Origin of the sequence: Pseudoalteromonas sp. US3C1013 (assembly GCF_048401115.1) — a bacterium.
GTDB classification, from domain to species: domain Bacteria; phylum Pseudomonadota; class Gammaproteobacteria; order Enterobacterales; family Alteromonadaceae; genus Pseudoalteromonas; species Pseudoalteromonas undina.
In genome coordinates this window covers 2,385,709-2,410,551 of the sequence record NZ_CP183075.1, presented here as the reverse complement: position 1 = coordinate 2,410,551, position 24,843 = coordinate 2,385,709, and the positions used below count along the sequence as shown (strand labels likewise).

Here is a 24,843-nt window from a genome sequence, read left to right as displayed (position 1 = left end):
TAGTGTGCTTTACTAGCATACGAGTATATTAAATTGCGAATTAACTCTGTTTGTGCTTAATTTGTATACAAGTGTGGCGCTATTGTAAGTAATATAAACAATGGAAACTTAGCTGCTAAGCGGCTGAAAAATAAAAAGCTTAATGGCTTATAATGTTAATTGGAGAAATAATGGGTAATTTAAGCTTAAAAAACAAGTTGCTACTGTTGGCTGTTTTACCATTGATAGTATTACTAATCAGTTTTATGGCGGGCTCTTATTATTTAGAGAAGCAGAATCAACAGCAAAACTTTAATGAGTTCAAAACTAAATTAATTGCTGATAAACAAACCTTGCTAAGAACAGAAATAGAAATCGGCTCTAAAGTAGTGCAATACCAATTAGCACAAGGAAATGAACAAGACGCTAAAAATGCGTTGCGAGATTTAACCTTTGGCGAAGATGGTTACTACTTTATTTATGATACCGATGGTATCAGTGTTTTTCATGCATTACTGGGTGATGCAATAGAAGGTCAAAATAAAATAGGGATGACCGACCCAAACGGTAAAAAAATAGTGGTTGGCCTACTTGAACAAGCTCGTAAGGGCGGTGGCTCGTTTACCTATCATTTTCAAAAGCCCAATACCACAGGCTTAGTCGAAAAGATTGGCTATGCAGCCATGATCCCAGGTACTAATTGGATGATAGGCACTGGCACATATATGGATGATATTGAAGCTGAGTTGGTAAAGTATCAAGCAACTATGGAACGCCATTTAAGTGAAAAAATGACCACTTTGGTTTTAATATCACTTCTGCTTCTTGGTTTAGCAGCAGCCGGTGCGTTGTATGCTTCTAATAATATGCTAAAACCGATTAAACGTATGGTGCAAAGCTTAGATGATATTGCCAAAGGGGAGGGGGATTTAACCCGACGCTTAGAAATAGATACTCATGATGAAATTGGTCAGTTAGGTGAATCTTTCAATGTATTTGTGAGCAAGCTACACAGTATTATTGCCGGTGTGGTTGATGTAACAAGTGACGTTAAAACAGCTTCTTCAGATATTAATACGCAAACATTACTCATAGAAGACAAGTTATTAAAGCATAACCATGAAACCGATTTAGTGGCAACGGCGATTACCGAAATGTCAGCAACCTCGCATGAAGTTGCGCAAAATACCACACAAGTTGCGGTATCAACTCAGGCGGCAACAAAAGAAGTGGCTAACGCGCAAGATTGTGTGGATGTTTCACTGAGCGAAGTATCAAACTTAATGGGCGAAATTAATCAAGCAGCAGAGCAGGTTAACTCGTTAAGTGAGCAATCTAAAAAAATTAATAGCGTATTGAGTGTAATTGGTGGCATTGCTGAACAAACAAACTTATTGGCATTAAATGCGGCAATTGAAGCGGCACGCGCAGGTGAGCAAGGTCGGGGGTTTGCGGTGGTGGCTGATGAAGTTAGAAGCTTAGCGAGCAGAACACAAGACAGCACATTAGAAATTAACGAAATGCTAAGTGAGTTACATAATTTAGTAACGGCAGCTGTTGATGCTATGCATGCGAGTCAACAAAGCTGTAATCGTTCAGTTGAGTCTTCACGCGCTATATCAGAAAGCTTAGGTGCGGTAACCACGTCCGTGACCACCATTAATGATATGAGTACGCAAATTGCCACAGCAGCAACAGAGCAAAGCAGTGTAACAGAAGAAATTAACCGTAACGTGTATGCGATTCAAGAAATCGTTAATGAGTTAACACAGTCGAGTAAAACCACCTCTTCAGTAAGTCAGCACCTAGCAGGGCGAGGTGAAAACTTGGGTGACCTAGTAGGACAATTTAAAATATAGCGCGATTTAAAATGCTAACTACACTAAGCCGTAACATTATTTGTTACGGCTTTTTTATTGGTTGGCGCTGAGTGGGTGATAGCAGCTATAAATATCTAACGACACAGAGATTTTTTAATATTTTTATTCGTCTCTAATGTACACTATTAGCTATTCTTATTAATAAGTGCTTACTTATTACAGTAAATTTATAGTGAAAGACTATTTTAGGGTTTTGAAATGATAGAGTATCCGGTTGATCAGTTACCACAACTCATAAACGACTTATTGCAGTGTGATACCACAGAGCGCAAAAATAAATTACTTATAGATGCTCAACAAACCTTATCAACCGAACACTTATCTTTGTTGTTTGAAGCTATTCCTAAAGAGCAACGCCTTGAAATTTGGCATTTATTAGATGAAGACACGCAACACGAAATTTTCGTTAATTTAAGTGAAGATAGCTGTTTGTGGTTATTGCAGACTTTAGATGACAGCGACGGTTTTAAATTATTAGACGAAGTTAACGTTGAAGAGCTGCTTGAGTTAGAAGAAGTTATTCCACAACGTTTTATTGATTATGCAAAAAAGCAGCTAGATGAAGCACAAACCAAACAATACGAACTGGCGCAACAATATACACCTGAGCAGTTAGGTCACTGGATTGGCTTTGACTTTTTAAAGGTGTCTGACAAGCTCACTGCGGGTGGCGCTAAAAAGCTGCTACACAAAGGGTTACCGCAGTACAGCGAAGTGATTTATTTAGTGAGCCGTAAAGGTAGCTTAATCGGCGAAGTGGCAGTTAATGACCTAATAAAAGCAAATGATAACGAGAGCTTAATGACTCTTGCTAATCATGACTTTACCTCATTGCACGCAGACCATGATTTATATGAAGCCGCAGAAGTGGTTATTCACAGCGAGCAAATGGCCATGCCCGTGGTTAATGCCGATAACAAACTAATAGGGCGTTTAACCATTGCATCGGCTTACGAGTTACGTCAAGAAATTGCTGACGAAGCAGCAGCAAAAGCCGGTGGTTTACGTGAAGACGAAGATTTATTTGCCAGTGTTCGTAAAAGTGCTAAAAACCGTGGTATTTGGTTAGGTATAAACTTAGCAACAGCATTTTTAGCTTCGTGGTTTATAGGCTTATTTGGCGCCACCATAGAACAAGTGGTGGCACTTGCGGTATTAATGCCTGTAGTGGCGTCAATGGGCGGAATAGCGGGTAGTCAAACCTTAACAGTTATAGTGCGCGGTCTTGCGCTTGGTCAGGTTACCGACTCAAACCGTAACGCTCTACTCAAAAAAGAGCTGCGTGTAGGGGCGGTAAATGGCTTGGTATGGGCTTTAGTGATTGGTTTGCTAACGTATCTATGGTTTAACGATATTATGCTTAGTATAACCATTACCGTGGCAATACTGCTGAATTTAGTGGCTGCATCGTTGGCGGGCGTAGTGATCCCGTCTATTTTAGATAAAATGAAAATTGATCCAGCATTATCAGGCTCAGTTATTTTAACCACAGTAACTGATATTGTCGGCTTTGTAACCTTTTTAGGGTTAGGTAGTTTATTGTTACTTTAGGGTCTGTTGATCTTTCAAGGTTAAATTTGCAGCAGTCTGTTTGGTATTTAGGCAAGGCAGAGCCTATGTGGTGTGGTATTCCCCATAAATAGGCGATAACGCAGCATCAATGCCAAACAGGCGCTGCCCGAAGGGTTCTGCCTAAGGGCGATTTACTCTTTGTTGCTCGGTTTTTACTTAGCCCACTAGGTTACAAACCTCGCGCCGCGATTAAATAGCCCCTAGTTTGAACGAATCTTAATCCGTAAAGGTCAACAGACCCTAGTTTAATCAGCTGTTATTTAACTAAACGCCACCTCCATGAAGTGGCGTTTAGGATAGATGTAGCGTCATGAAAAGGCCTTTAATTTAAACTTTAAACAATCGTACTTATTTTATTTCTGCCTTCCGTTTTTGCCCGGTATAAAGCCGTGTCTGCGGCATATAACAGCGCCTCGTAGGTGCGGTACTGGTTATTATTTTCACAGGCAATTCCTTGGCTTACCGTAATTTTAACCTCTGGCGGCAAACCTAAGTCGGTAAAGCTCATTTGTGCAATTTGTTGTTGTATATGGTTGGCCACAACGGTGGCGGTTTTTATATCGCAACGGGGTAAAATAATTGCAAACTCTTCACCGCCATACCTAGCAGCTAAACACTCTCTAGATGGAATGCACTGTAATAGCATTTTTGCTATTTTCTGTAAGCATTTATCGCCTTTAATATGCCCGTAGGTATCGTTGAATTTTTTAAAGTGGTCAACATCAATTAATATACTGGTTAAAGGTTGTTGGCTTTGAATACTCTCTTGCCAGTATTTTTTTAACGACTCATCTAAAGCTAAACGGTTAGCAAGCCCAGTTAAATGATCGGTTGAGGCCTGTATTTTTAAACGGTTATACATGGCTTTATGAGTACTAAGATCGTGAAGTATACATACGTACAACTTTTGTGCCGATGTGATACTTTTTGGCATACTTGATATTGATAAGTCAGCTTCAATCACATCGCCATTGGCTTTGTTTATAGCAACTTCATTTGGGCCAATGCTAAGAGGGGTGTCCTTAATACCAATCCAATTTAATAAGGTCTGTTTATATTTATCAAGGTCTGAACCGTGTAAAAACGACAGTAAATTTTCGCCTATCAGCGACTGTTGAGAGTAACCAAGTAATTGAGCAGCTTTTGGGTTGGCAAATTCAAAACCACCCTGTTCATTCAGTACAAAAATACCTTCGGCGGTGCCATTAAATAATTCAATTAATGCATCAAATTGAGTATGAGAAAAAGAGGATGATAAAGCGCTATCGAAGAGCAATGCTTTATCGTTATCAGTTGCTGCAGTCTTTTTATTGTTAATTTGTTTCGACACGTTTTAGCCTTAGCATGGTACAGACGTTTTTGATGTCTACAAATTTACTTAAAAAAGTGCAATTAAACCTTTCGGTAATCTTCTGAATTTAATTGTTTGATTTTTAATGTCTTTTTTGTGTTTGTGTTTGTGGTTTGGTTTTATTTGCGGTTTAAATAGCAGTTAGTGTGTTAAAATTTATTGTTAATTAAAATATTCATTTAAATTTGTTGTTGGTTATACAACATTTAAAACTAATTAGTAATAATATGAACAACTTTTAAAGTTATGTATGTTTGAACTTTCTAAATAAAAGACGCTCATTTAGTTCACAGCTAAATGAGCGTTTTGAGTTCTAAATATTAACGAGGTTCATTTCTAACTTGTGGATCTGCGCTAATGTATTTTTGGATTGTTGGGATTGCAACAATAAACTGCAAGCATAAATCACCTGCATTTTTATTTGAATCAACAACCACTATAGATTGACCACCGTTGATTATTTTAAAACTAAAATCTTCTACTATTGGCCCACTCAGCTCTGCGCCAACAAAATAAAAACCACGCTTAAGCGTTTCTTCATCTAAAGTATAGACACCATGAGTGTTTGGAACTGTTACCTCTCCACCACCTGATACCTCATGACCATTTTCTGTGTATTTGAATACAGCCTCGTCGTTCTCATTAATTGTTACGTTAACACTAAATTTTATAAGTTGATTGTTATCTACTGTAGTCATTGTTTACATCTCTTTTTTAATAAGTAGTAGGATACTACTGAATATATTTTTAGTTTATAAGTCGAAATTATTGATACCAAATTCTTTAAGTATCTTTATTTTTTCGGGAGCTTCAGACAAGCGATCTAAGCAACTATATGCCTGTAATAGGGGAAAAAGAATATCAATATCATTTGTTTTTTTAGCTATATTTAAGATTGATTTTAGAGCCTTGTGGCAAAATAATTTTCGCTTCTCATTATTCTCTTTAGATGCTGCTAATTTTGCTTGCGCCAAATATATGCTGGCTATATGAATGCTATTATTAATGCCTGAGTTTTCTTCAATTCCTAGTGAAGTTGTATATCTGTTTAACTCATCCATGAATTTCTCTGCCAAGGTCGATTGTTTGACTTTGACAAAGTAGCGAATCAAATTGACATAGATACCCGTGATATTACGATTTTTCTCTGATGTATGTAAGAAGTTTATAATGCTTTCAATTAAAGAAATATTAGCGAGCTCAGCGTAAATTAAGGTTTGGTTAGTTAAAAACTGAAAATATTTTTCTTGGAATTTCTTATTTTTTGGATCCTGTTTTAATGCTTTTTTTTCAGCCTCTAATGCTTTTATTGTATGCAAAAAAGCTGGCTGTTTATCTGGCAGGTAACTTAGTAGATTGGCTTGATGGGAGTGCGTATAGGCCAGCATCTCTAATAAGTTTGCATCATTAGGATATAATGAGGTTAAAGTATTTAAAACTTTTTCTGCTTGTTCATAAGAATTTAGCGCATTTCTGTAGTTACCTAAGTGTACTTCTGTGCTAGCAATCCAGCTAAGAGTATCAGCTCTATCAATTAATAAGTTTTTATCGTTTGGAATTAAATTAAGCGCTTCATTTTTAAGGGCGAGCGACTTTGTAAAGCGTTGTTTCGCGGCAGTGTAGTTAAATTGCTTTAAATACAAAGAGCCCAGCGAATTATGCGAATACGATAGCTCCATAATCGAGTTAAAATCATTCGGTGCTAATGAATACATTTTCTCGCTGTAGGCATGATATTTTTTAAATAATGGCTCAGTAGCAGCGTAATTACTTTTATCATAATGAAGCTGACCGAGCCAAAAGGCATTAGCACCGGCGAGTGTGAGAAGCTCTAAGTTGTTTGGCTGAATTTTTAATAATGCTTCAAGGCGAATGCGGGCGTTTTCAAAGGCGGTAAAGGCTTCATCGGTTTTACCCCGTGAATAGGCGACTTCACCCATGGCCTCAAGGGTTTGTGCGTACTGAAAGCGACTTTTAAATTCTCCTTGTTGACTGCTAAAGTTAAATAGCGAGCTTGGTTCCTCGACTTGATTAGTAAAATACTCAAGTGCTTTATTACTAATGCCATCAAGTAAGTCCATACGCTTTACGCTGCGTAATTTATCGGCAAAATCACCAACCATAAACCCTAGTAAGCTTTCGGCCTCTTGGCGCTTTTTCTGTGCAAGTTGCTGCGCTTGAAAGCTGGTAACACTCATAAATAGGGCAACACAGGTAAGTAAACAAAGCAGAGCGACGGTGCCGCGTTTTATGGTTGTTTTTGTTTTACTGTGTTTAAGAGAGCTGGTTATAAGCGCGCGTTCGTCATCATCTAGTTTAAATATGTTGTCGTTTAATAAGGTAACGGCCTCTTGCAATGGTTTACCCGGCGCTAACAGGTAGGCGTTACTTTTGTGCTCACTAAGCCATTGTTGCGTGTGGTGGTGTAAGCGGCTTTTTATAGCAAGGGCATCTTTATGGTCATTAATCCACTTTTTGGCACGTGGCCATTGGCGTAATAATGCCTCGTGAGCAAGGCTAAAGTAAGCTTCTTGGTTTTGTAAATGCGATACAAATAAGCGGCTATCGACCATGGCTTGAACCAGCTCTTTTTGGCTGGTGTTGGTTAACGCTTGCAAGCGGGCTGCGCGGCTCGTAATGGTTTTACCATCTGGGTTTAGCGTGACTAATTGCGATAACACGCTTTTTAGTTGCTGTTGTTGCGCTTTAGAAAGCCCTATAAATACCTCTTCGGCTTTTTTACCAATGGCACCCTCAATACCGCCGAGTTTTTCATACACACTGTGTAACAACTCATTAGTATCACTGCGCTGTAAATACAGCTCTTGCAGTGTGTATTGTAGCATGGGCAGTGCATCTGGATTATTGGCGGTATCGGCGCAAAGTATTTCATCCAGCGGGGTTTTAGTGTGTGGGTCTTGTGAAAACGTTAAATTAGCGGTTAACGCTGGCAAGCGAATAATTTGTTGTAGCTCATGGCGATTTGGCGGGGTTAAATCGTAATGCGCGCCATGAGCTTTGCCCACCATAAGGCTTGGTTGCTCAACCACTAAAGGGTAAAAATCGTTACGACAGGCACTAAATACAATCACCGCTTTAGAGGTCGCTAAACGCTCAATAACAGATAAAAAATGACTTCGGGTGTCGTTACTAAATAGCGGTGAGGAAAGTAGCACTTCTAAGCGGTCTATAAACAAAAACAATTGCGGCGTTTTTGCTGCTGTTTGGGTATTTGCAATTGTATTTTTTAAGCCGCTAATTGCATTATCTATGTCATGTTCTAGTTGCTGTGCCAGCGTTTGTGCGCTTAACCCTGTAAATACTGGAATGTCGTTAATATCCCAATCGAGCATGGCCGAGGCGAGATCTAAATACAGCCTATTTTGAGCTACATCTGCAAAGTCGAGTTGGGTGTACGACATTACTCTAATGCCGTTATAGCCTCGCTCGTCGAGTAGTTTTGGCAATATACCCGCATTAACTAATGATGATTTACCCGTGCCACTAGGGCCAAGGATTAAACAAAATGCGCGCTGTAATGTTACTTGGTTTGATACGCTCTCTAATAACGTGCTGATGGCATGATTACGACCAAAAAATAAGTGGGTATCGGTTGGGTTATATGCACTCAAACCTAAAAAAGGGGAGCCGCCTTGCCATGTGTTAACTTGGTTGGGGAGGTCATCAGCTAATGGAAACTCAACCGATGCAATAACCCTATAACCACGTTTACGTATGGTTTCTATGTATTGCGGGGCGCTTGCCTTATCACCCAGAGCTTTTCGTAACTGAGTGATAGTTTTATGCAGAGGGTTATCGCCGGTTTCTGTGTTTGCCCAGCAGTGAGTTAATAACGCGTCGCTACTCACAATCTCTGCTTGGTTTTGACACAAGTACAGCAACACATCCATAGCTTTGGGTTCTAGCTGTTTTTGTTCTTCAGCGCGTTGAATGGTGTTACTGGCAGGAGTTATTTGCCATTCACCTAAATAAAAGGGCGGTTGATGCATAATTGGCTCATTTTTATAGTTATAAGTGCATTTAGCTTTTTGCTTTAATTACATGACTCATGCTAGTTATTTTTATTAAGTGTAACAATGCGCTGTGGAAACGGAATTTCGATATTTGCATCGTTAATTGCTTTATACACGCTGGCGTTAATAGCGAGCTTAGTTTCAATAATTTTAGTGGTAGGAACCCAGTATCGATAGCTAATAGTAACGCCGCTATCAGCAAAGCGTTCTATGCCAACTTGTGCATTGGGTTGCTTAGCAACCAGTTCGTGATTAGCTAATGCGTTTTCAATAAGGCTGATCGCAGTATCACTAGAGGCGCTGTAGGCTATGTCTATTTCACCTTTTACTAAAGAGTAGTTAAATGAGTTATGCAGGATTTCGCCAACGATATGCTTATTGGGAATGGTTATTTCTACTTTTTCTTCATTAATTAACACGGTGTGACCCAGTTCAATTACTTTTACTTGGCCACTAACCCCTTTTACTTCTATGGTATCGCCTACCACAAATGGCCGCGTGGCAATAATAGCAAGTCCCGCGCCATAATTAGAAAGCATGCCTTGTAATGCTAAGCCAGCACCTAAAGAAGCGGCACCTATTGCAGCAACAAACGGGGTAACACTAATGCCAATTTTACCAAGCGAAATTATGATCACCATAATGATCAGCAGTACTTTAACTACATTACTAACAAAGTTAGTTAAGGTGATATCAACGTTATGTCGAGTCATCAAATTGGCAACTACTTCGGCAAGTTTTTTCGCCACCCAAAGACCAACCAGTAGAATAAAAATAGCACCGACTATTTGCATACTATAGGTGACTAAATACTCGGTAAGTAGGGCGTAGTACTTTTCAAATTGTTGAATTTCGGAACTGATCATGGTGAGCTCTAGTTTTAGTTATATTGGTATCAACTTACTATAACAAAGTGCTCACTAAAATTGGATATAATAGTGGTACTATCACAGCAGTTAATAGCGCACTCAATGCCATAGCCACCGATGAAAACGCCCCTATTTTTGGATGTTCGGCAATTGCAGCCGCGGTGCCTATAGCGTGACAGGCCGTTCCCATTGCAATGCCTTGTGCCTCAAAGTTAAATATTTTAATTAATTTTAGTAACAAAAAGCCAAACAAAGCCCCAAGCAAACCAATAAAAATAACCATAGCAGCGGCTAGCGAGCTGATCCCGCCAAGTGAGTCGGTGACAAGTAATGCAATAGGTGTAGTAACGCTAAGTGCCGCAACTGAAGCGCTGAGCTGCGATGGGACAGCAAATAAAACACTTAATACAAAAGCCACCAGTGTGGCGCTAATAATGCCAATACTGCAGGTGACTAAAATGAGTAAAAAGTTTTTTCGAATATGCATAAACTGCTGATACAAGGGGAGGGCTAACGCGACTATGGCCGGCTCTAATAACCACGTTAACAACCGACTATGCGATGCAAATTGTGAATAGGGTAATTTAAGGTTAACGAGTAATAAGGCAATAATGCCGATACTTAAAAATACTGGGTTCGTGAGGGATTTTAAAATGCAGTGACTTACTCTCACATTGAGCATTTTTAGTCCAAAAAAAAGAGTAATTATAAAAGGGATGGTCAACCACCAAAGGCTTGGCGTTATTGCACTGATTTGCTCATTCATTGTTTTCAGTGCCCTTAAAGTGGCCAACCACACTGGCTACTAAAATTAAGCTACTCAAGGGCACTATAATCATCACGGTGGTTAAAAACGGCCAATGTGTTTTTATAAGTCCCAAGTGTTCAATAAAACCAACGCCTGCAGGAATAAAGAAAATAGGCATTACATTTAAAATAGGCGAGGCGCATGGAGTAAGTTGCTGCTCTTTAACAATGCCTGATAAAAGTAGTATCAGTAAAATAACCATTGCTAATAGTGGCGCAGGAAAACTGGCATCAATAAAGTGCATAATAAGCTTGCCCGCTGCCAAGCAAAGCAAAATGATAGCGCTACTTAAAAAGTATTTCATGACGACGACTCAATACAATAGAGGATTATCACTTTAACAAATAACGCTGTTTTGTGCATTGTGCCTTAGTATTACCATCAATGTTACCAGCGCTTGGCGTTTGAAAACTCAATACCAGTTTTACCTTTTGCTTTAGCAATGGCCTTTTTAGTATTGGGGTTGCTTAATAAGCGAATTTGGCTCCATGTTTCTTTAGCGAGTATTTTTCGAGCTTGGGCTTTATAGCTTTGTTGAGTTACTCGTTTTATTGCCGCCAATGTGTCAGGTGAACGCGCTTGTAATGTTTCAAGCATTTCTTTAGTTGCTTTATCGGTATCGTCGGTTGTTTTTGTTACTAAACCGAGTTCAAAAGCGTCTTGTGCGTTTATTGGTTCAGCATGGCTTGCTAGCCAAAGTGCTTGGTCGCGTTTTACTAAGCCTGAAAGCATAACATTAGCGCCCATGTCTGGGCATAACCCCCAGCGCGCTTCCATAATGGCGAGTTTGGCGTCGTGGTGAACAATTCGGTAATCGGCACCCAGTGCTATTTGCAACCCTCCACCAAGACAGTTTCCGTTTATTTTAGCAATTACAGGCACACTCAATGACTGCCAGCCCAGTACGACCTTTTGCGCTAGGTTTTGATTACCAGGAAGCCATTTGAATAGGAGCTTTATGATATTGAATGGTGAAGCCATAACCGCGTTAATATCGAGTCCCGCACAAAAGTGTTCGCCCTCACCGGTTAATACAACCGCACGAATACTGGCATCTTTTTTTATATTTTTAATCACCTTGTTAAGCTCAACAAACATAGCAAAGCTTAAGGCATTTTGTTTTTCTACACGATTTAATGTAACAGTGGCAATACCCTGTTTTTTTTCTAATTTTATCATTATGCACTCCTCTGACCTGTTGTTTGAGCTTATGTTTTTATTGATGTTAAGTAAAGTGGATGAAGATGAATAAAAACAAAGTGAATTTTTTAATGTAAGTAGGGTCTATTCGCTTTAAAGGAAAATTTAATTTAAAAGGTCAGCAGACCTTAATACAAACCCATCCAACAATATCTATAAGTATTAGGTAAAAGTAAAAAAGCCAGTATTTAACGTGTTTTTTTTATCAAAACCCTAGCAACTTTTGATATTATGATTGCCACTTAAAAGCTCAGAGGTTAACCATTCATGTCAGGTCCACGTTTATTTACGGTAGAAGAAGCAACTCATCAAGCTTATGATATTTTTTTAGAGCTGGCTCCCAATAATTTAAGCGACAAAGATATTGAAGAATTTAACCTACACCGTGAAGAACTAGGCTTTATTGAAGAAGATGAGCCCGATGAACAGTGGCAAGACTTTGTTGCCCTAGAAATTGAACCTGAGCATTTTATTCAAGTATTAGTTGGCCTTGAGTTTGATAACGAAGACGTATTATTTGCGAAAATTTTAATTAGCCGTGATAAAGACGCGCCTTTTTGTCATATTTTGTGGAAAGAAAGTGAATAACCATTTCTCTGCTTTTTTGTTATTGCCATATGTAAGAGAACGTATTTTGCGAAACTCCTTTGTATTACTGCTTTTATTATTTAGCTGCTTTAGCTGGGCAGTTGATCCCTTTGAAGATTTTCATGAGTATGGGGAGCTCTCTGATGAAGAAATTCATGAGTTACACAAAGGCGAAGTATTGTATGGTGATACCGAATTTGGTTTTATTTTAAGTAAAGGTAACACTAATTCCACCAGTTTTAAGCTTAAAGGGAACCTTTATCAAGATTTTGAAAACTGGCGAAATCAATTCAAAATAGACTCTTTGTACAAACGTGATGAAAACGAAGAAACGGGTGAGTCGGATGTGACTGCTAATCGCGTGTTTTTCTCTGCACAGGGTAACTATAAAATAGGCGTTAAAAACTCGTCTTTCTTTATTTACGGAGATTATGAGGAAGATCAATTTAGCGGCCTTGATTTTAAAAGTACGGTAGCAACCGGTTATGGCGCACGTGTTTATCAAGGGGTTAAAAATAAGGTAGATATAGATATTGGCCCAGGTCTATACCGCTCAGTTGCTGATGATGAGTCAACAGCACTTGAAGACGACAAGGACAAAATGGGTTATTTACTTCGTATTGCAATGCAGTGGGAGAGGTTGGTATCTAAGCGTACCCGATTTAATCAAGATATCAGTATAGAACAGTCTTTGTCTGGGCTTAACTCTCGGTTAAAGTCAGAAACGGCATTAATTAGCCAAGTGGTTGGCGCGGTATCGCTTAAGTTTGCTTATATGTATCGTTATAATTCTAAGCCTGAAGAAGATAAACTAAAATACGATTCAGAGCTCAGTGCCACCTTAGTGTACAGTTTTTAATTTTTTAATTTTTTAACTTTTTAATAGAGAGTGTTATGTATCAGCATAAGCAGTATGCGGTATTTATATTTGTAGTATTAGCGTGGATCAGTGGTTTTGTTGCGCTTGCATGGAATTTAATTGGTGCCGATGCCCCGTTAATCGTATTTGCTGGTATTTTAGTGCTGGTGGGTTTTTTGTTCCACGGTTTAACCATTAAAGTTGACGAAACTCATATTAGCTGGGCATTTGGCCCTGGTGTTGCAGGCCAAAAATTAGCATTAGAAGACATAGTGGATGTAAAGGCAGTACAAAATTCATACCGCCATGGTATTGGTATTCGCATTACACACGATGGGTGGATTTATTCGGTATCAGGCTTTAGTGCGGTGCAATTAACGCTTAAAGATGGCACTCAGTATCGCTTAGGCACGAATGATCAAGCTGGATTAGTTGCTGCGCTTGAAGATAAAATAACCCCAGTTGAAATGCCAGCAGCAGAGCCTCAAGCCAAATTACGAACACAGAATAATATGCTATAAAAAAAGCGCCTTAGGCGCTTTTTTTATAAACGTGTAGTAATTTTATTTAGCGGGTTTTAGTGCTCGTGGCCACAGCCGCCTTCACCATGTACGTGGCCATGCTCAAGCTCTTCGGCTGTTGCATCGCGTACTTCTAAAATTTCTACATCAAAGTTAAGTGTAATGCCGGCAAGTGGATTATTACCATCAACAATCACTTCTTCGTCTTGAATGTCGATGATCATTACTGATTGGTCACCGTCATCTGTGGTTGCACGAAATTGCATGCCCACTTCAATTTCCATACCTTCAAACATTGATTTAGGTACAGCTTGCATTAAGTGATCATGACGCTCACCGTAACCTTCTTCAGGCTCCACTTTTACGCTTAGTGTATCGCCAGCTTGCTTGCCTTGCAGCGCGTTTTCAAGCCCTGAGATCAGGTAACCTGTACCAACGATAAAAATTAATGGCTCACCGCCAAATGAGTTATCAATGGTATTGCCGTCATTATCTAAAACAGAGTAATGCATTTTTACCACTTTATTTGCTGCAACGATCATAGTCATTCCTATTATTCATCTTCAAGAGAGTAAGGTAGAGGCAGAATGTTTAGCTCTACCGAAGGGGTGTGTTTTGCACGAAGAGTCTGATCGATATCAGTATCGTTTGGCAACACGACCAAACCAGTTAAAGTCTGTGTTTGTTCATTATAGCTTTGCGCAATAAGTTTACCTGCGCGGCGCCAGTTTTCACCTAATTGAGTTTCAATGTCGGGTGCTTCGAGTAACCCTTCACTTTGCCCAGAAACGATATACATAGCACGTTTGTTTTTGCCTAGGTACTTCATACGTGCAACGGTTTCTTGGCCTGTGTAGCAACCCTTTTTAAAGCTAATGCCGTTAATGGCTTGCAGATTAACCATTTGCGGTACGTATTCATCAATCGCATCGACACTTAATTGCGGTTCACCAGCGAGTATAGACGCTTGTTGCCATAGGGCATCGTTGTCGAGGGTCGACACGTCGTCAGGTAGGCAAAATTGGCTATCAACCATCAATAAAACGCGGTTTGATGCAAGTTTAAGGGCTTTACCGTGAGCGAAGTCACAAGCCATGGCGTCATCGCTAAAGTGAATATCGAGTTGTGTGAGTAAGCCTGTTAGGTCATCACCAAGTAAACCAATTAATCGCTCTGAGGCTTTATTAATTTCAACTTTTGCAAATACAGCATATTTTTTTAATTCAGCAAGAGAGCGTTCTACTTCTGCACTTGAACCAGCTAAAAAGTAACTTTGTTGATAAGAAAATAGCTTAAATACACCCCATAACTTACCTTTTGCACTGCAGTGACCTGCCCACAAAAAGTTATCGTTGTTAAGTTTATTTAGATCTTGAGTGATTTGTCCGTGGAGGTACGATAATTTATCTGCGCCTGAGAGGCTAATAACCTGATGTGATAAAGGACATGCATAAACCTGAGACATAAACACCTTCTTTGCAATAACAAATGAGGTCACATAATAACGTAGTTAAAGCGTATGGTACAGCGACTAACAGACGATGTTTTTATAACTTAGTGCTGTTAAATTAACGCGTATTTGGTAAACTCGAGTTAATTAAATATGAGGTTTAAAATGGTTGAAATACATAGTAAAGCACGTATCCGTTGGGCTTGTCGCCGTGGCATGTTAGAGCTAGATGTTTTGTTTATGCCGTTTGTTGAAGAAGCTTATGATTCGTTAGATGCTAAACAGCAAGCGATTTTTCAGCGTCTATTAACCCAAGAAGACCCAGATTTATTCGCTTGGTTTATGGGCCATGAAGAATGTAAAGACGCAGAGCTAAACAGCATGGTTCAGCTAATTTTAGACCGAGTTCGTGTATAGATTTACCGTTACAGATAATAAAACAGACCACAAACCGATTGTGGTCTTTTTTTGTGTGCTGACTTTAGTGTTGTGCCTATTTATGAACTCGGTGGTCGCAACTCTTTTTTGTATTGCACTTAATACACTTGCTGGCATTATTGTTTGGCGAAAAATCGTGGCTGCTCAACCACAGCAAGGCATTATACTCTTAGAGTCGAATCAATTTCGTTTTGAAGGATCAGGCAGGCAAATTCAAGGGCTCATTAGTAACCAAAGCCGGTTACTCGGTCAGAGTGTGTGGCTGTATATTAATGGCTTTAGTAAAAACTATTGGCTGATTATCTCAGCCAATAGTGTTGATGAGCAAAGCTATGCGCGCTTGAAACGGGCAACGCTTGAAGCAATTAATTACGTAGAGGAGTCAAAATAGTGGGCGTTGGGTTCTCATTTTGCTCTGGATAATCAATAGTAAAGTGTAGTCCACGACTTTCTTTACGTTCCATAGCGCTTCTAATTATAAGCTCGGCAACTTGTACCAAATTACGTAACTCAAGTAAGTTATTACTCACTCTAAAGTTTGCGTAATAATCGTGTATTTCCTGTTGTAGCAGTTCAACACGATGCAGCGCACGTTCAAGGCGTTTGGTTGAGCGTACAATCCCAACATAATCCCACATAAATAATCGTAGCTCATGCCAGTTATGGGTGATCACGATTTCTTCATCTGAGTTAGATACGCGGCTTTCATCCCAACTAGGTAAATCTACCAGCGCGGGTGCGGTCTCTATTTTACTTAAAATGTCTTTTGCTGCTGCATGGGCAAATACAATGCACTCTAATAATGAGTTACTTGCCATGCGGTTAGCGCCATGCAGGCCGGTATAAGCCACTTCACCCACAGCGTATAAATTTGCTAAATCCGTTTTGCCGTTAAAGTCGGTCATTACGCCACCACAGGTGTAATGTGCCGCAGGAACGACAGGGATTGCTTCTTTGGTAATATCAAGCCCTACGCTCAAGCACTTAGCGTAGATAGTAGGGAAGTGTTCAATAATAAAATCTTTGTCTTTATGGCTAATATCTAAATATACGCAATTTGCGCCAAGGCGTTTCATTTCAAAGTCGATAGCACGCGCTACAATATCGCGCGGGGCGAGTTCTTCTCGTTCATCAAACTCTTTCATAAAGCGAGTGCCATCTGGGCGTTTTAAATAGGCCCCTTCACCACGCATTGCTTCGGTAATTAAAAAATTTTGTAATTCTGGGTGGTAAAGACTGGTTGGATGAAATTGATTAAATTCCATATTAGCAACGCGACACCCTGCACGCCATGCCATTGCTATGCCATCACCGCTAGAAACATCAGGGTTAGAGGTGTAAAGGTACACTTTACTTGCGCCACCCGTTGCTAGGGCAACAAATTTTGCGCCAATGGTTTCTACTTTTTTGGCCTTTTTATTCCACACATGCATACCGTGAACATGTGACCCCGTTTTACCGATATTTTTATCTGTAATTAGATCAATCGCATTGAAATGCTCTAACAAGGTGATATTGTTGTGCGCTTGAACTTGGCTAATCAGCGTTGTTTGCACTGCTTTGCCAGTGGCATCGGCAGCATGCAAAATGCGTCGATGGCTATGACCCCCTTCGCGGGTTAAATGAAAGCGCTCTTTACCTTTACTATCAAATTCCATATCAAAAGGTACGCCTTGGTCAATCAACCATTGTAGGCAGTCATGCGCATTACTGGCAGTGTAATGAACAGCTTCTCTGTCACACAAACCGCCACCTGCATCTAAGGTATCTTCAACGTGAGACTCTATACTGTCATTTTTTTTATCAAAAACAGCGGCAATTCCGCCTTGGGCATAAAGAGTAGAACCTTCGGTTAATTCACCTTTACTGATCACGGTAACGTTACAGTAATTAGCCAAAGATAAAGCAAGTGATAAGCCTGCTGCGCCGCTACCAATAATAGCGACATCGGTAATGTGATGTTTATTTTGGTTCATCTGTGAGGTACTTTGCGGTTACAATGCTCAGATAGAGCAATATTTATTTTTAATACTTATAGTTGTACCATATTTGTTGAACTACTACTAAGTGGTTTTAGCGTATAAACGCGTAATTTGTAGCTATTTTATAAAAAAACAATATGAGTCAGAACTTTTTATTCATCTAAGGGTCAGAGTAGGTGTGAACAATGGCGACACTATGAATAATAAGCAAGAATCAATCAGAGGAGTACCGGCTCGAATGAGCGAGCAGGAATTAGATTTAGCGTTAGTGAAAAGGGTCCAGCAGGGAGATAAAAACGCCTTTAACCTATTAGTTAAGAAGTATCAGAACAAAATAGCCGGTTTGATCTCACGTTATGTATCAAATCAAGGTGACATTGCTGATGTAGCACAAGAAGCGTTTATTAAAGCGTATCGTGCCCTTCCAAACTTTCGTGGTGATAGTGCTTTTTATACTTGGCTTTACCGTATCGCCGTTAATTGTGCTAAAAATTATTTAGTGGCTCAAGGGCGTAAACCGCCAGCAAATGATATAGATGCTGACGATGCCGAGTTTTATGAAGGTGCAGATTCAATGCGTTCTAACGCGTCACCTGAAAATTTACTATTAAGCGAAGAAGTACGCGCTGTTATTTTTAATACGATTGATAGTTTGCCTGAAGATCTTAAAACCGCGATTACTCTTAGAGAAATTGAGGGTATGAGCTATGAAGAAATAGCCGTGGTGATGGATTGCCCAGTCGGGACGGTACGTTCGCGTATTTTTCGTGCCCGTGAAGCAATTGATAATAAATTAAACCCATTGATAGGCGAGTCTTAGTATGACAAAAGCACACGTTAACCGCTTAGATAACGAATCGTTATCAGCATTACTTGACGGTGAGCAAACTTTAAATGATGCCGCTATTGCATCAGATGATGTTGCTACGTTTGGCCGTTACGCGTTAATCGGTGATGCAATGCGAGCTAAAGAAAATAACAATAATATGGACTTTGATATTAGCGATCGCATTTCGTTAGCACTTGAGAGTGAGCCCGTTTATGCAGACTTTAGCCAGTCTGACAGTGTGGCAACCCCTTCAAGCACCGAAACAGACAACAAAGTAGTGGCGTTTAATTGGCGTAAACCGGTTGCCCAATTGGCAATTGCAGCAAGTGTAGCAATGTTTACTATTGTTGGCGTGAACACCTTACCGCAAGGTGAAGATGCTCCACAAAATGAAATTCCTTTACTGCAAACCACGCCGTTAACCGGCATGGCGTCGCCAGTAAGCTACTCATCAGCACCTGCACTTGATAACGCAGAGCAAGGCTTGCGCGAGCTTCAACAGCAACGCATTGGCGCATTAGTACTAGAACATCAGCGTCAAGCGCGTGTTGCTCATTCGTTAAAAACAGCTAAAACAGATGAAACATCCCCAGAGGAAAAAAACTAATTAGATGAAAGTAATCACTTTTATTATGTCATTGGTGTTAAGTTTTAACACTTTTGCCAATGACACAAACCCCGCTAAAGATTTACTGCTTGAAATGGCCAGTGCAGTTCATACTCGTAATTTCGACGCCTCTTTTGTTGTTGTTAAGGGTAAAAGTATGGAGCCCTACCGTTGGGTGCATGCTAAACAAGGTGATATAGAGCTTGAACATTTAAGTTTGCTTAATGGTGCTGGCCTTGAAATGATCCGCATTGACGATCAAGTTACCTACTTTGAGCCACAATCAGAACCTTACTCGTTAACAACCGATTCAATTGCAGGGCCTATCCCAGAAGTCTTATTTAAAGATATTAACCGCTTAAGTGCACATTATGACTTTGTGCTTGGTGGTAAAGGCCGTATTGCGGGGCGTCCTGCTCAGCTGGTTCGAATTGAATCTAAAAACGATGACAAATATAACTATTGGATTTGGATTGATACTGAGTCGTCTTTATTGTTGAAAGCCGCCTATGTGAATCACCAAGGCGAAGCGCTTGAGCAATTACAACTTACCCACATTAGCGTAACTGAGCAACCGGCAAGCTTATTATTAGAAGTACTTAATCGTAATTTTCCAACACCATTACCCGCTAATTCAATTGATGAACAAAGCAAAGCGAATGCTATGAATTGGACTATTGGATGGCTACCTGAAGGGTTTGAATTACTTAAGTCCGATAGACATAAGCTCGACTTAAACAATGAATTAACAGATTACTATTTATTCTCTGATGGATTTGTTGAGGTATCAGTATTTGTGCAACGGCCACTACCAGGTAAGCGCTTAAGCGGAGCTCTCACCTCAGGAGCAACCACTATTTATGTGCACAACGGCGGAAATTTTGATGTGTCTGTGGTGGGGAACATTCCAACCATGAGCGCTAAAGCGATTGCTGAGTCTGTTTCACGGGCATTATAGATGATAGAACAAACGTTAACCGTCGTGGCCCTTAGTGGCCACGTTGCGCATTTAGAAGCCCAACAAAAGAAGGCCTGCGAAGGCTGTAATGGTCGTTGTGGCTCTCAAGTGTTTAGTAAGTTATTTGGTACAGCAAAGAAAACCTTACCCTATAAATTCGAAACGCAATTAGAAGTTGGACAAAAAGTGACTATGTCACTGGATGACAGCCACGTTGTAAAACATGCCTTTGCCGTTTACATGCTGCCCTTATTTTTGAGTTTAATCTTCGCCTTAATAACTAGTGAATTAATACTATTGGCTGAAGGTTGGCAAATTTTAGCAGCGATATTGGGTGGCATCACCGGCTTCTTTATTGCTAAAACATGGGTAAAATCACTTAGGCATGAGATTAAAGTGATAAAAATTCATCCAATTAGTCTTCCTTTAACTCAAATAGATGGTGATTGACGCCAATTAAATGTAAAATTGCGTTTTTATGCCACAGTAACTTGAAAATGCACAGCAAGTATTTTCAAGTTATTTAGGCATGCGACCTTAGTCCTTTAAAATAGAAGTTTAGAATCCAGTTTATGAAGCATATCCGTAATTTTTCGATCATCGCCCACATTGACCATGGTAAATCGACCCTTTCTGACCGTTTGATCCAAGTTTGTGGTGGTTTAACCGACCGTGAAATGCAGAAGCAGGTTCTGGATTCAATGGATATTGAACGTGAGCGTGGCATTACCATCAAGGCGCAAAGTGTAACGTTAAACTACAAAGCAAACGATGGTGAAACCTACCAGCTCAACTTTATCGACACTCCAGGTCACGTTGACTTTACTTATGAAGTATCACGTTCATTAGCCGCGTGTGAAGGTGCATTATTGGTTGTTGATGCTGGCCAAGGTGTTGAAGCACAAACATTGGCTAATTGTTATACCGCCATCGAAATGGACTTAGAAGTTATACCGGTTCTAAATAAAATTGATTTACCACAAGCTGACCCATTACGTGTAGCCGAAGAAATTGAAGACATCATTGGTATTGATGCCCTTGATGCCGTGCAATGTAGTGCTAAAACAGGTGTGGGTATTGCCGAAGTACTTGAAATGATCGTTAAAGATGTACCGCCACCAGTTGGTGATAAAGACGAGCCATTACAAGCGCTAATTATCGATTCTTGGTTTGACCCGTACCAAGGCGTTGTATCGCTAGTGCGTATTAAGCATGGTGAACTTCGCGCGGGCGACAAAATTAAAATTATGTCGAATGAGCATATTCATACTGCAGATCATGTGGGTATTTTCACACCTAAACAAACTAATACCGGTATTTTACGTACAGGTGAAGTAGGGTTTGTTATTGCCGGTATTAAAGAAATACACGGTGCACCGGTGGGCGATACTATTACTCATCAAAAAAATGCGGCACCTGAGCGCTTACCTGGTTTTCAAAAAATCAAACCACAAGTCTACGCGGGCATGTTCCCAATTGCGTCAGATGATTACGAGTCGTTCCGCGATGCACTTAACAAACTAAGCTTAAACGATGCGTCGTTATTCTTTGAACCAGAAAATTCAACCGCATTAGGGTTTGGTTTCCGTTGTGGCTTCTTAGGTATGCTGCACATGGAAATTATTCAAGAGCGTTTAGAGCGTGAATACAACATTGACTTAATAACCACAGCACCAACGGTTATTTATGAGGTAGTGACTAAAGAGGGCACTACACAAATTGATAATCCATCTGACTTACCAGCCGTAAACGATATTTTAGAAATACGTGAGCCAGTAGTAGAGGCTAACATTTTAGTACCGCAAGAGTACTTAGGTAGCGTAATCACGTTATGTGTTGATAAGCGCGGTATGCAAACTAAAATGAGCTACCATGGTAAGCAAGTTGCAGTAACGTATGAACTGCCAATGGCCGAAGTGGTAATGGACTTCTTTGATAAGCTAAAATCAACCAGTCGTGGTTTTGCGTCGCTTGATTATAACTTTAAGCACTTCCAAACCTCAGACATGGTACGTGTAGATATACTCATTAATGGCGAGCGTGTTGATGCCCTTGCTATTATTGTACACCGTGAAAGCGCGCAGTCTCGTGGTCGTCAGCTTGCTGATGCGTTAAAAGAGCTTATACCACGTCAAATGTTTGATATTGCGATTCAAGCAGCAATTGGTCAGCATGTAATCGCGCGTACAACCGTGAAGCAACTTCGTAAAAACGTAATCGCTAAGTGTTACGGCGGTGATGTAAGTCGTAAGAAAAAATTACTTCAAAAACAAAAAGATGGTAAAAAGCGAATGAAGCAACTTGGTAACGTTGAAGTGCCTCAAGAAGCGTTCTTAGCCATCTTAAAAGTTGGTAAATAAAAAATAAAGGGATAATAAATGGCTGGCTACTTTTCAGTTTTATTGGTGTTATTAACCTTAGGCTCAGGCTTAATATGGTTAATAGATCACTTAATGTTTGCCCCTAAAAGGCAAGAGCGTTTGGCAATTGCACAAACTTCTGCCGGTGGCCAACTTGATGAAGAAACTGCAGCATTGATTGCGCCTGAGCCAGTCATTACTGAAACAGCAAAGTCGATTTTTCCGATGATTGCTGCTATCACTATTTTTAGATCGTTTATTTTTGAGCCGTTTCAGATCCCATCGGGTTCAATGATGCCAACCTTATTAGTAGGCGATTTTATTTTAGTGCAAAAGTATTCTTATGGAATTAAAGACCCTGTATGGCGCAGCCAGTTAGTGGATGTGAGCGAACCAGAGCGTGGCGATATTGTTGTTTTTAAATACCCATTAGATGAGAGAGTTGATTATATTAAACGCGCTATAGGCTTACCTGGCGATAAAATTGTTTATCGCGACAAGCGTTTATATATTCAACCAAAATGTGAAGAAGGCGAAGTTCAAAAAGGTGTACTTCTTTGCAACGAATTCAATAAAATTGATTTTAAATTAATTAATGATGATGAATTTATGCAAGGCCCAATGGCTTTAGCGCGTTTAAATGAAGATTTAACGACCTCTAGCCATGATATTTTAATCAACCCAAAATCGCCTGAACGTAAAGGGCGTTACTACCAGCAATTGGGCACTCCTGCAGATGAATGGGTGGTGCCTGCTGATCATTACTTTATGATGGGTGACAATCGCGATAACAGCCAAGATAGTCGCTTTTGGGGCTTTGTACCAAAAGAAAACTTGGTGGGTAAAGCTGTCTTTATATGGATGAGTTTTGAATTTGATAATGGCCCAGATGACATTTTACCAGGATGGGTTCCAACTGGTGTTCGTTTTGAACGCCTAGGTAATATTCAGTAACAATGAAAAAAAATGTAACAGAGTTATACAAAAGAATTGGCTACACATTTGCTGATCAAGGCCTACTTGAGCAAGCAATGACGCACCGCAGCCACAAAGGTCAACACAACGAGCGACTCGAATTTTTGGGCGACTCGATTTTGAGTTTTGTAATTGCCAATGCCTTGTACGCTAAATTTCCTAAAGCACGTGAAGGCGATTTAAGCCGCATGCGTTCGACTTTAGTTCGCGGCCAGACGTTAGCTGAATTTGGTCTTGAGTTTGAGCTAGGTGATTACCTGCGTTTAGGCCCTGGCGAGCTAAAAAGTGGCGGGTTTAGACGCGAGTCGACCCTAGCAGATGCAGTGGAAGCTATAATTGGCGCTGTATTTTTAGATTCAGACATTGATCGTTGCGGCGAGCTTATTTTAGCGTGGTATGAATCACGTTTAGATGCTATTTCACCAGGGCTTAACCAAAAAGATCCTAAGACCCTGCTGCAAGAGTATTTGCAAGCTCGTAAGCTATCATTACCTGGCTATACTGTAGTAGACACTAAAGGTCAGGCACACAATCAAACATTCACGGTTGAATGTATCGTTGATGGAATGGATAGCATTATTTCTGTTGGCAGCTCAAGGCGTAAAGCCGAACAAAAAGCGGCCGAAAAAGCATTGAAGATACTTAAAAATGAATCTTGATACCTTAATACAGCCTCATGAAGGCGAAATAGACACATTTTGTGGCATGGTTGCGATTGTTGGCCGTCCTAATGTGGGTAAATCAACCTTGCTTAATGAAATTATTGAGCAAAAAGTTAGTATTACCTCACGTAAGCCACAAACCACGCGCCATCGTATTATGGGTATTCATACTGAGGGTAAACACCAAGCGGTTTATGTAGATACCCCAGGTCTGCATGTTGAAGAAAAGCGCGCTATTAACCGTTTAATGAACCGCGCAGCGTCGAGCTCAATTGGCGATGTTGAACTGATTATTTTTGTTGTTGAAGGCACCCATTGGAATGCCGATGACGAGATGGTACTAAACAAAGTGAGCCAAAGCGGCAAGCCTGTATTGTTAGTTATTAACAAAATTGACCAAGTGAAAGATCGCGATCTTGTACTGCCACACATGAAATTTTTAGGCGATAAGTTTGACTTTATAGGCATTATGCCTGTATCTGCGACTCAGGGTAAAAACATTGACCTGATCAAAGAAGAAGTGACTAAACGTTTACCGCCGTGCGAATTTTATTTTCCGGATGACTACGTTACTGACCGCTCAATGCGCTTTATGGCTGCTGAAGTGATCCGTGAAAAGCTTATGCGCTTTATGGGTGAGGAACTACCTTACTCAGTGACTGTGGAAATAGAGCAGTTTAAATGGCAAGAAAACGGTGTTTGGCATATCAATGGCCTTATTTTAGTTGAGCGTGAAACGCAAAAGCGCATGGTTATCGGTAACAAAGGCGAAAAGCTAAAAGTGATCGGCCGTGAAGCGCGTAAAGACCTAGAAGAAATGCTTGAAAATAAAGTATTTTTAGAACTATGGGTTAAAGTAAAATCGGGCTGGGCTGACGATGAACGTGCCTTAAGAAGCTTAGGCTACGGTGAAGACTAATA

Annotated in this window: 25 protein-coding genes; 15 read left to right on the top strand and 10 right to left on the bottom strand. The window is 40.1% G+C overall.

Annotated features, from left to right (window positions below; translation table 11 throughout):
• Positions 1 to 170 precede the first annotated feature (170 nt).
• Both ACNSN2_RS11285 and ACNSN2_RS11280 read left to right on the top strand, forming a co-directional pair.
• Complete coding sequence (locus ACNSN2_RS11285) at positions 171 to 1,838, top strand: methyl-accepting chemotaxis protein (protein ID WP_075169718.1); 1,668 nt, start codon at positions 171 to 173, stop codon at positions 1,836 to 1,838.
• Positions 1,839 to 2,057: 219 nt separating this feature from the next.
• On the top strand, positions 2,058 to 3,410 hold the full coding sequence (locus ACNSN2_RS11280) for a magnesium transporter (RefSeq protein WP_010387769.1): 1,353 nt from the start codon (positions 2,058 to 2,060) through the stop codon (positions 3,408 to 3,410).
• A gap of 355 nt (positions 3,411 to 3,765) precedes the next feature.
• Here ACNSN2_RS11280 and ACNSN2_RS11275 read toward each other — a convergent pair whose 3' ends face one another.
• The 7 genes from ACNSN2_RS11275 to ACNSN2_RS11245 form a co-directional block, all read right to left on the bottom strand.
• The gene (locus tag ACNSN2_RS11275; RefSeq protein WP_010387771.1) at positions 3,766 to 4,761 is read right to left on the bottom strand and encodes a GGDEF domain-containing protein; all 996 of its coding nucleotides are present in this window, start codon (positions 4,759 to 4,761) and stop codon (positions 3,766 to 3,768) included.
• Positions 4,762 to 5,102: 341 nt separating this feature from the next.
• On the bottom strand, positions 5,103 to 5,480 hold the full coding sequence (locus tag ACNSN2_RS11270) for a DP-EP family protein (protein ID WP_010387773.1): 378 nt from the start codon (positions 5,478 to 5,480) through the stop codon (positions 5,103 to 5,105).
• Positions 5,481 to 5,534: 54 nt separating this feature from the next.
• The gene (locus tag ACNSN2_RS11265) at positions 5,535 to 8,792 is read right to left on the bottom strand and encodes a winged helix-turn-helix domain-containing protein (protein WP_418607387.1); all 3,258 of its coding nucleotides are present in this window, start codon (positions 8,790 to 8,792) and stop codon (positions 5,535 to 5,537) included.
• 62 nt (positions 8,793 to 8,854) lie between these two features.
• The gene (locus ACNSN2_RS11260) at positions 8,855 to 9,682 is read right to left on the bottom strand and encodes a mechanosensitive ion channel family protein (RefSeq protein ID WP_418607386.1); all 828 of its coding nucleotides are present in this window, start codon (positions 9,680 to 9,682) and stop codon (positions 8,855 to 8,857) included.
• A 37-nt stretch (positions 9,683 to 9,719) separates the two neighbouring features.
• Positions 9,720 to 10,451 (bottom strand): LrgB family protein, encoded by a 732-nt coding sequence (locus ACNSN2_RS11255; RefSeq protein ID WP_418607384.1) that lies wholly within the window; start codon positions 10,449 to 10,451, stop codon positions 9,720 to 9,722.
• A complete protein-coding gene (locus ACNSN2_RS11250) occupies positions 10,444 to 10,797 on the bottom strand; it encodes a CidA/LrgA family protein (RefSeq protein WP_075169713.1) in 354 nt (117 codons plus the stop codon). Before ACNSN2_RS11250 ends, ACNSN2_RS11255 begins: the two co-directional genes overlap by 8 nt.
• A gap of 83 nt (positions 10,798 to 10,880) precedes the next feature.
• Positions 10,881 to 11,672, bottom strand: a complete 792-nt coding sequence (locus ACNSN2_RS11245) for a crotonase/enoyl-CoA hydratase family protein (RefSeq protein ID WP_418607382.1) — start codon at positions 11,670 to 11,672, stop codon at positions 10,881 to 10,883.
• A 288-nt stretch (positions 11,673 to 11,960) separates the two neighbouring features.
• Between ACNSN2_RS11245 and ACNSN2_RS11240 the strand changes: the two genes are divergently transcribed.
• From ACNSN2_RS11240 to ACNSN2_RS11230, 3 genes are read left to right on the top strand one after another with little or no spacing between them, the layout of a single operon-like run.
• Positions 11,961 to 12,281, top strand: coding sequence for an HI1450 family dsDNA-mimic protein (locus tag ACNSN2_RS11240; protein ID WP_055013217.1), 321 nt, complete (start codon positions 11,961 to 11,963; stop codon positions 12,279 to 12,281).
• Positions 12,282 to 12,327: 46 nt separating this feature from the next.
• The gene (locus ACNSN2_RS11235) at positions 12,328 to 13,140 is read left to right on the top strand and encodes a DUF481 domain-containing protein (RefSeq protein ID WP_054201958.1); all 813 of its coding nucleotides are present in this window, start codon (positions 12,328 to 12,330) and stop codon (positions 13,138 to 13,140) included.
• Positions 13,141 to 13,175: 35 nt separating this feature from the next.
• A complete protein-coding gene (locus tag ACNSN2_RS11230) occupies positions 13,176 to 13,661 on the top strand; it encodes a hypothetical protein (protein WP_036953590.1) in 486 nt (161 codons plus the stop codon).
• Between the two features lie 56 nt (positions 13,662 to 13,717).
• Here ACNSN2_RS11230 and ACNSN2_RS11225 read toward each other — a convergent pair whose 3' ends face one another.
• Positions 13,718 to 14,203 carry an FKBP-type peptidyl-prolyl cis-trans isomerase gene (locus ACNSN2_RS11225; RefSeq protein ID WP_008111743.1) on the bottom strand — a complete coding sequence of 162 codons (486 nt, stop codon included), beginning with the start codon at positions 14,201 to 14,203 and terminating at the stop codon, positions 13,718 to 13,720.
• An 11-nt stretch (positions 14,204 to 14,214) separates the two neighbouring features.
• Positions 14,215 to 15,126 (bottom strand): YgfZ/GcvT domain-containing protein, encoded by a 912-nt coding sequence (locus tag ACNSN2_RS11220; RefSeq protein WP_418607380.1) that lies wholly within the window; start codon positions 15,124 to 15,126, stop codon positions 14,215 to 14,217.
• 150 nt (positions 15,127 to 15,276) lie between these two features.
• Between ACNSN2_RS11220 and ACNSN2_RS11215 the strand changes: the two genes are divergently transcribed.
• Together ACNSN2_RS11215 and ACNSN2_RS11210 are read left to right on the top strand one after the other, a co-directional pair.
• The gene (locus ACNSN2_RS11215) at positions 15,277 to 15,528 is read left to right on the top strand and encodes a succinate dehydrogenase assembly factor 2 (RefSeq protein WP_010387788.1); all 252 of its coding nucleotides are present in this window, start codon (positions 15,277 to 15,279) and stop codon (positions 15,526 to 15,528) included.
• 82 nt (positions 15,529 to 15,610) lie between these two features.
• Positions 15,611 to 15,940, top strand: coding sequence for a hypothetical protein (locus ACNSN2_RS11210; RefSeq protein ID WP_418607378.1), 330 nt, complete (start codon positions 15,611 to 15,613; stop codon positions 15,938 to 15,940).
• Here the strand turns inward: ACNSN2_RS11210 and nadB are convergent.
• Positions 15,915 to 17,525: an L-aspartate oxidase gene (gene nadB, locus ACNSN2_RS11205; RefSeq protein WP_418611338.1), complete on the bottom strand. Its 1,611-nt coding sequence runs from the start codon at positions 17,523 to 17,525 to the stop codon at positions 15,915 to 15,917. The two genes, ACNSN2_RS11210 and nadB, sit on opposite strands and share 26 nt — an antisense overlap.
• 244 nt (positions 17,526 to 17,769) lie before the next feature.
• Between nadB and rpoE the strand changes: the two genes are divergently transcribed.
• The 8 genes from rpoE to era all read left to right on the top strand — a co-directional run bounded on the left by rpoE (position 17,770) and on the right by era (position 24,841).
• Entirely contained in the window at positions 17,770 to 18,351 is a 582-nt protein-coding gene (gene rpoE, locus ACNSN2_RS11200) for an RNA polymerase sigma factor RpoE (RefSeq protein ID WP_010387792.1), read from the top strand.
• A gap of 1 nt (position 18,352) precedes the next feature.
• On the top strand, positions 18,353 to 18,967 hold the full coding sequence (locus ACNSN2_RS11195) for a sigma-E factor negative regulatory protein (protein ID WP_008111755.1): 615 nt from the start codon (positions 18,353 to 18,355) through the stop codon (positions 18,965 to 18,967).
• Positions 18,968 to 18,971: 4 nt separating this feature from the next.
• Positions 18,972 to 19,925 carry a MucB/RseB C-terminal domain-containing protein gene (locus ACNSN2_RS11190; RefSeq protein ID WP_010387795.1) on the top strand — a complete coding sequence of 318 codons (954 nt, stop codon included), beginning with the start codon at positions 18,972 to 18,974 and terminating at the stop codon, positions 19,923 to 19,925.
• Entirely contained in the window at positions 19,926 to 20,375 is a 450-nt protein-coding gene (locus ACNSN2_RS11185; protein ID WP_418607374.1) for a SoxR reducing system RseC family protein, read from the top strand.
• 122 nt (positions 20,376 to 20,497) lie between these two features.
• Entirely contained in the window at positions 20,498 to 22,285 is a 1,788-nt protein-coding gene (lepA, locus tag ACNSN2_RS11180; RefSeq protein WP_010387797.1) for a translation elongation factor 4, read from the top strand.
• 18 nt (positions 22,286 to 22,303) lie between these two features.
• Positions 22,304 to 23,239, top strand: a complete 936-nt coding sequence (gene lepB, locus ACNSN2_RS11175) for a signal peptidase I (protein ID WP_418607373.1) — start codon at positions 22,304 to 22,306, stop codon at positions 23,237 to 23,239.
• 2 nt (positions 23,240 to 23,241) lie between these two features.
• Entirely contained in the window at positions 23,242 to 23,919 is a 678-nt protein-coding gene (gene rnc / locus ACNSN2_RS11170; RefSeq protein WP_008466504.1) for a ribonuclease III, read from the top strand.
• Positions 23,909 to 24,841, top strand: a complete 933-nt coding sequence (era, locus tag ACNSN2_RS11165) for a GTPase Era (protein WP_010387801.1) — start codon at positions 23,909 to 23,911, stop codon at positions 24,839 to 24,841. The genes rnc and era overlap by 11 nt, the downstream gene beginning before the upstream one ends.
• Positions 24,842 to 24,843: the final 2 nt, after the last annotated feature.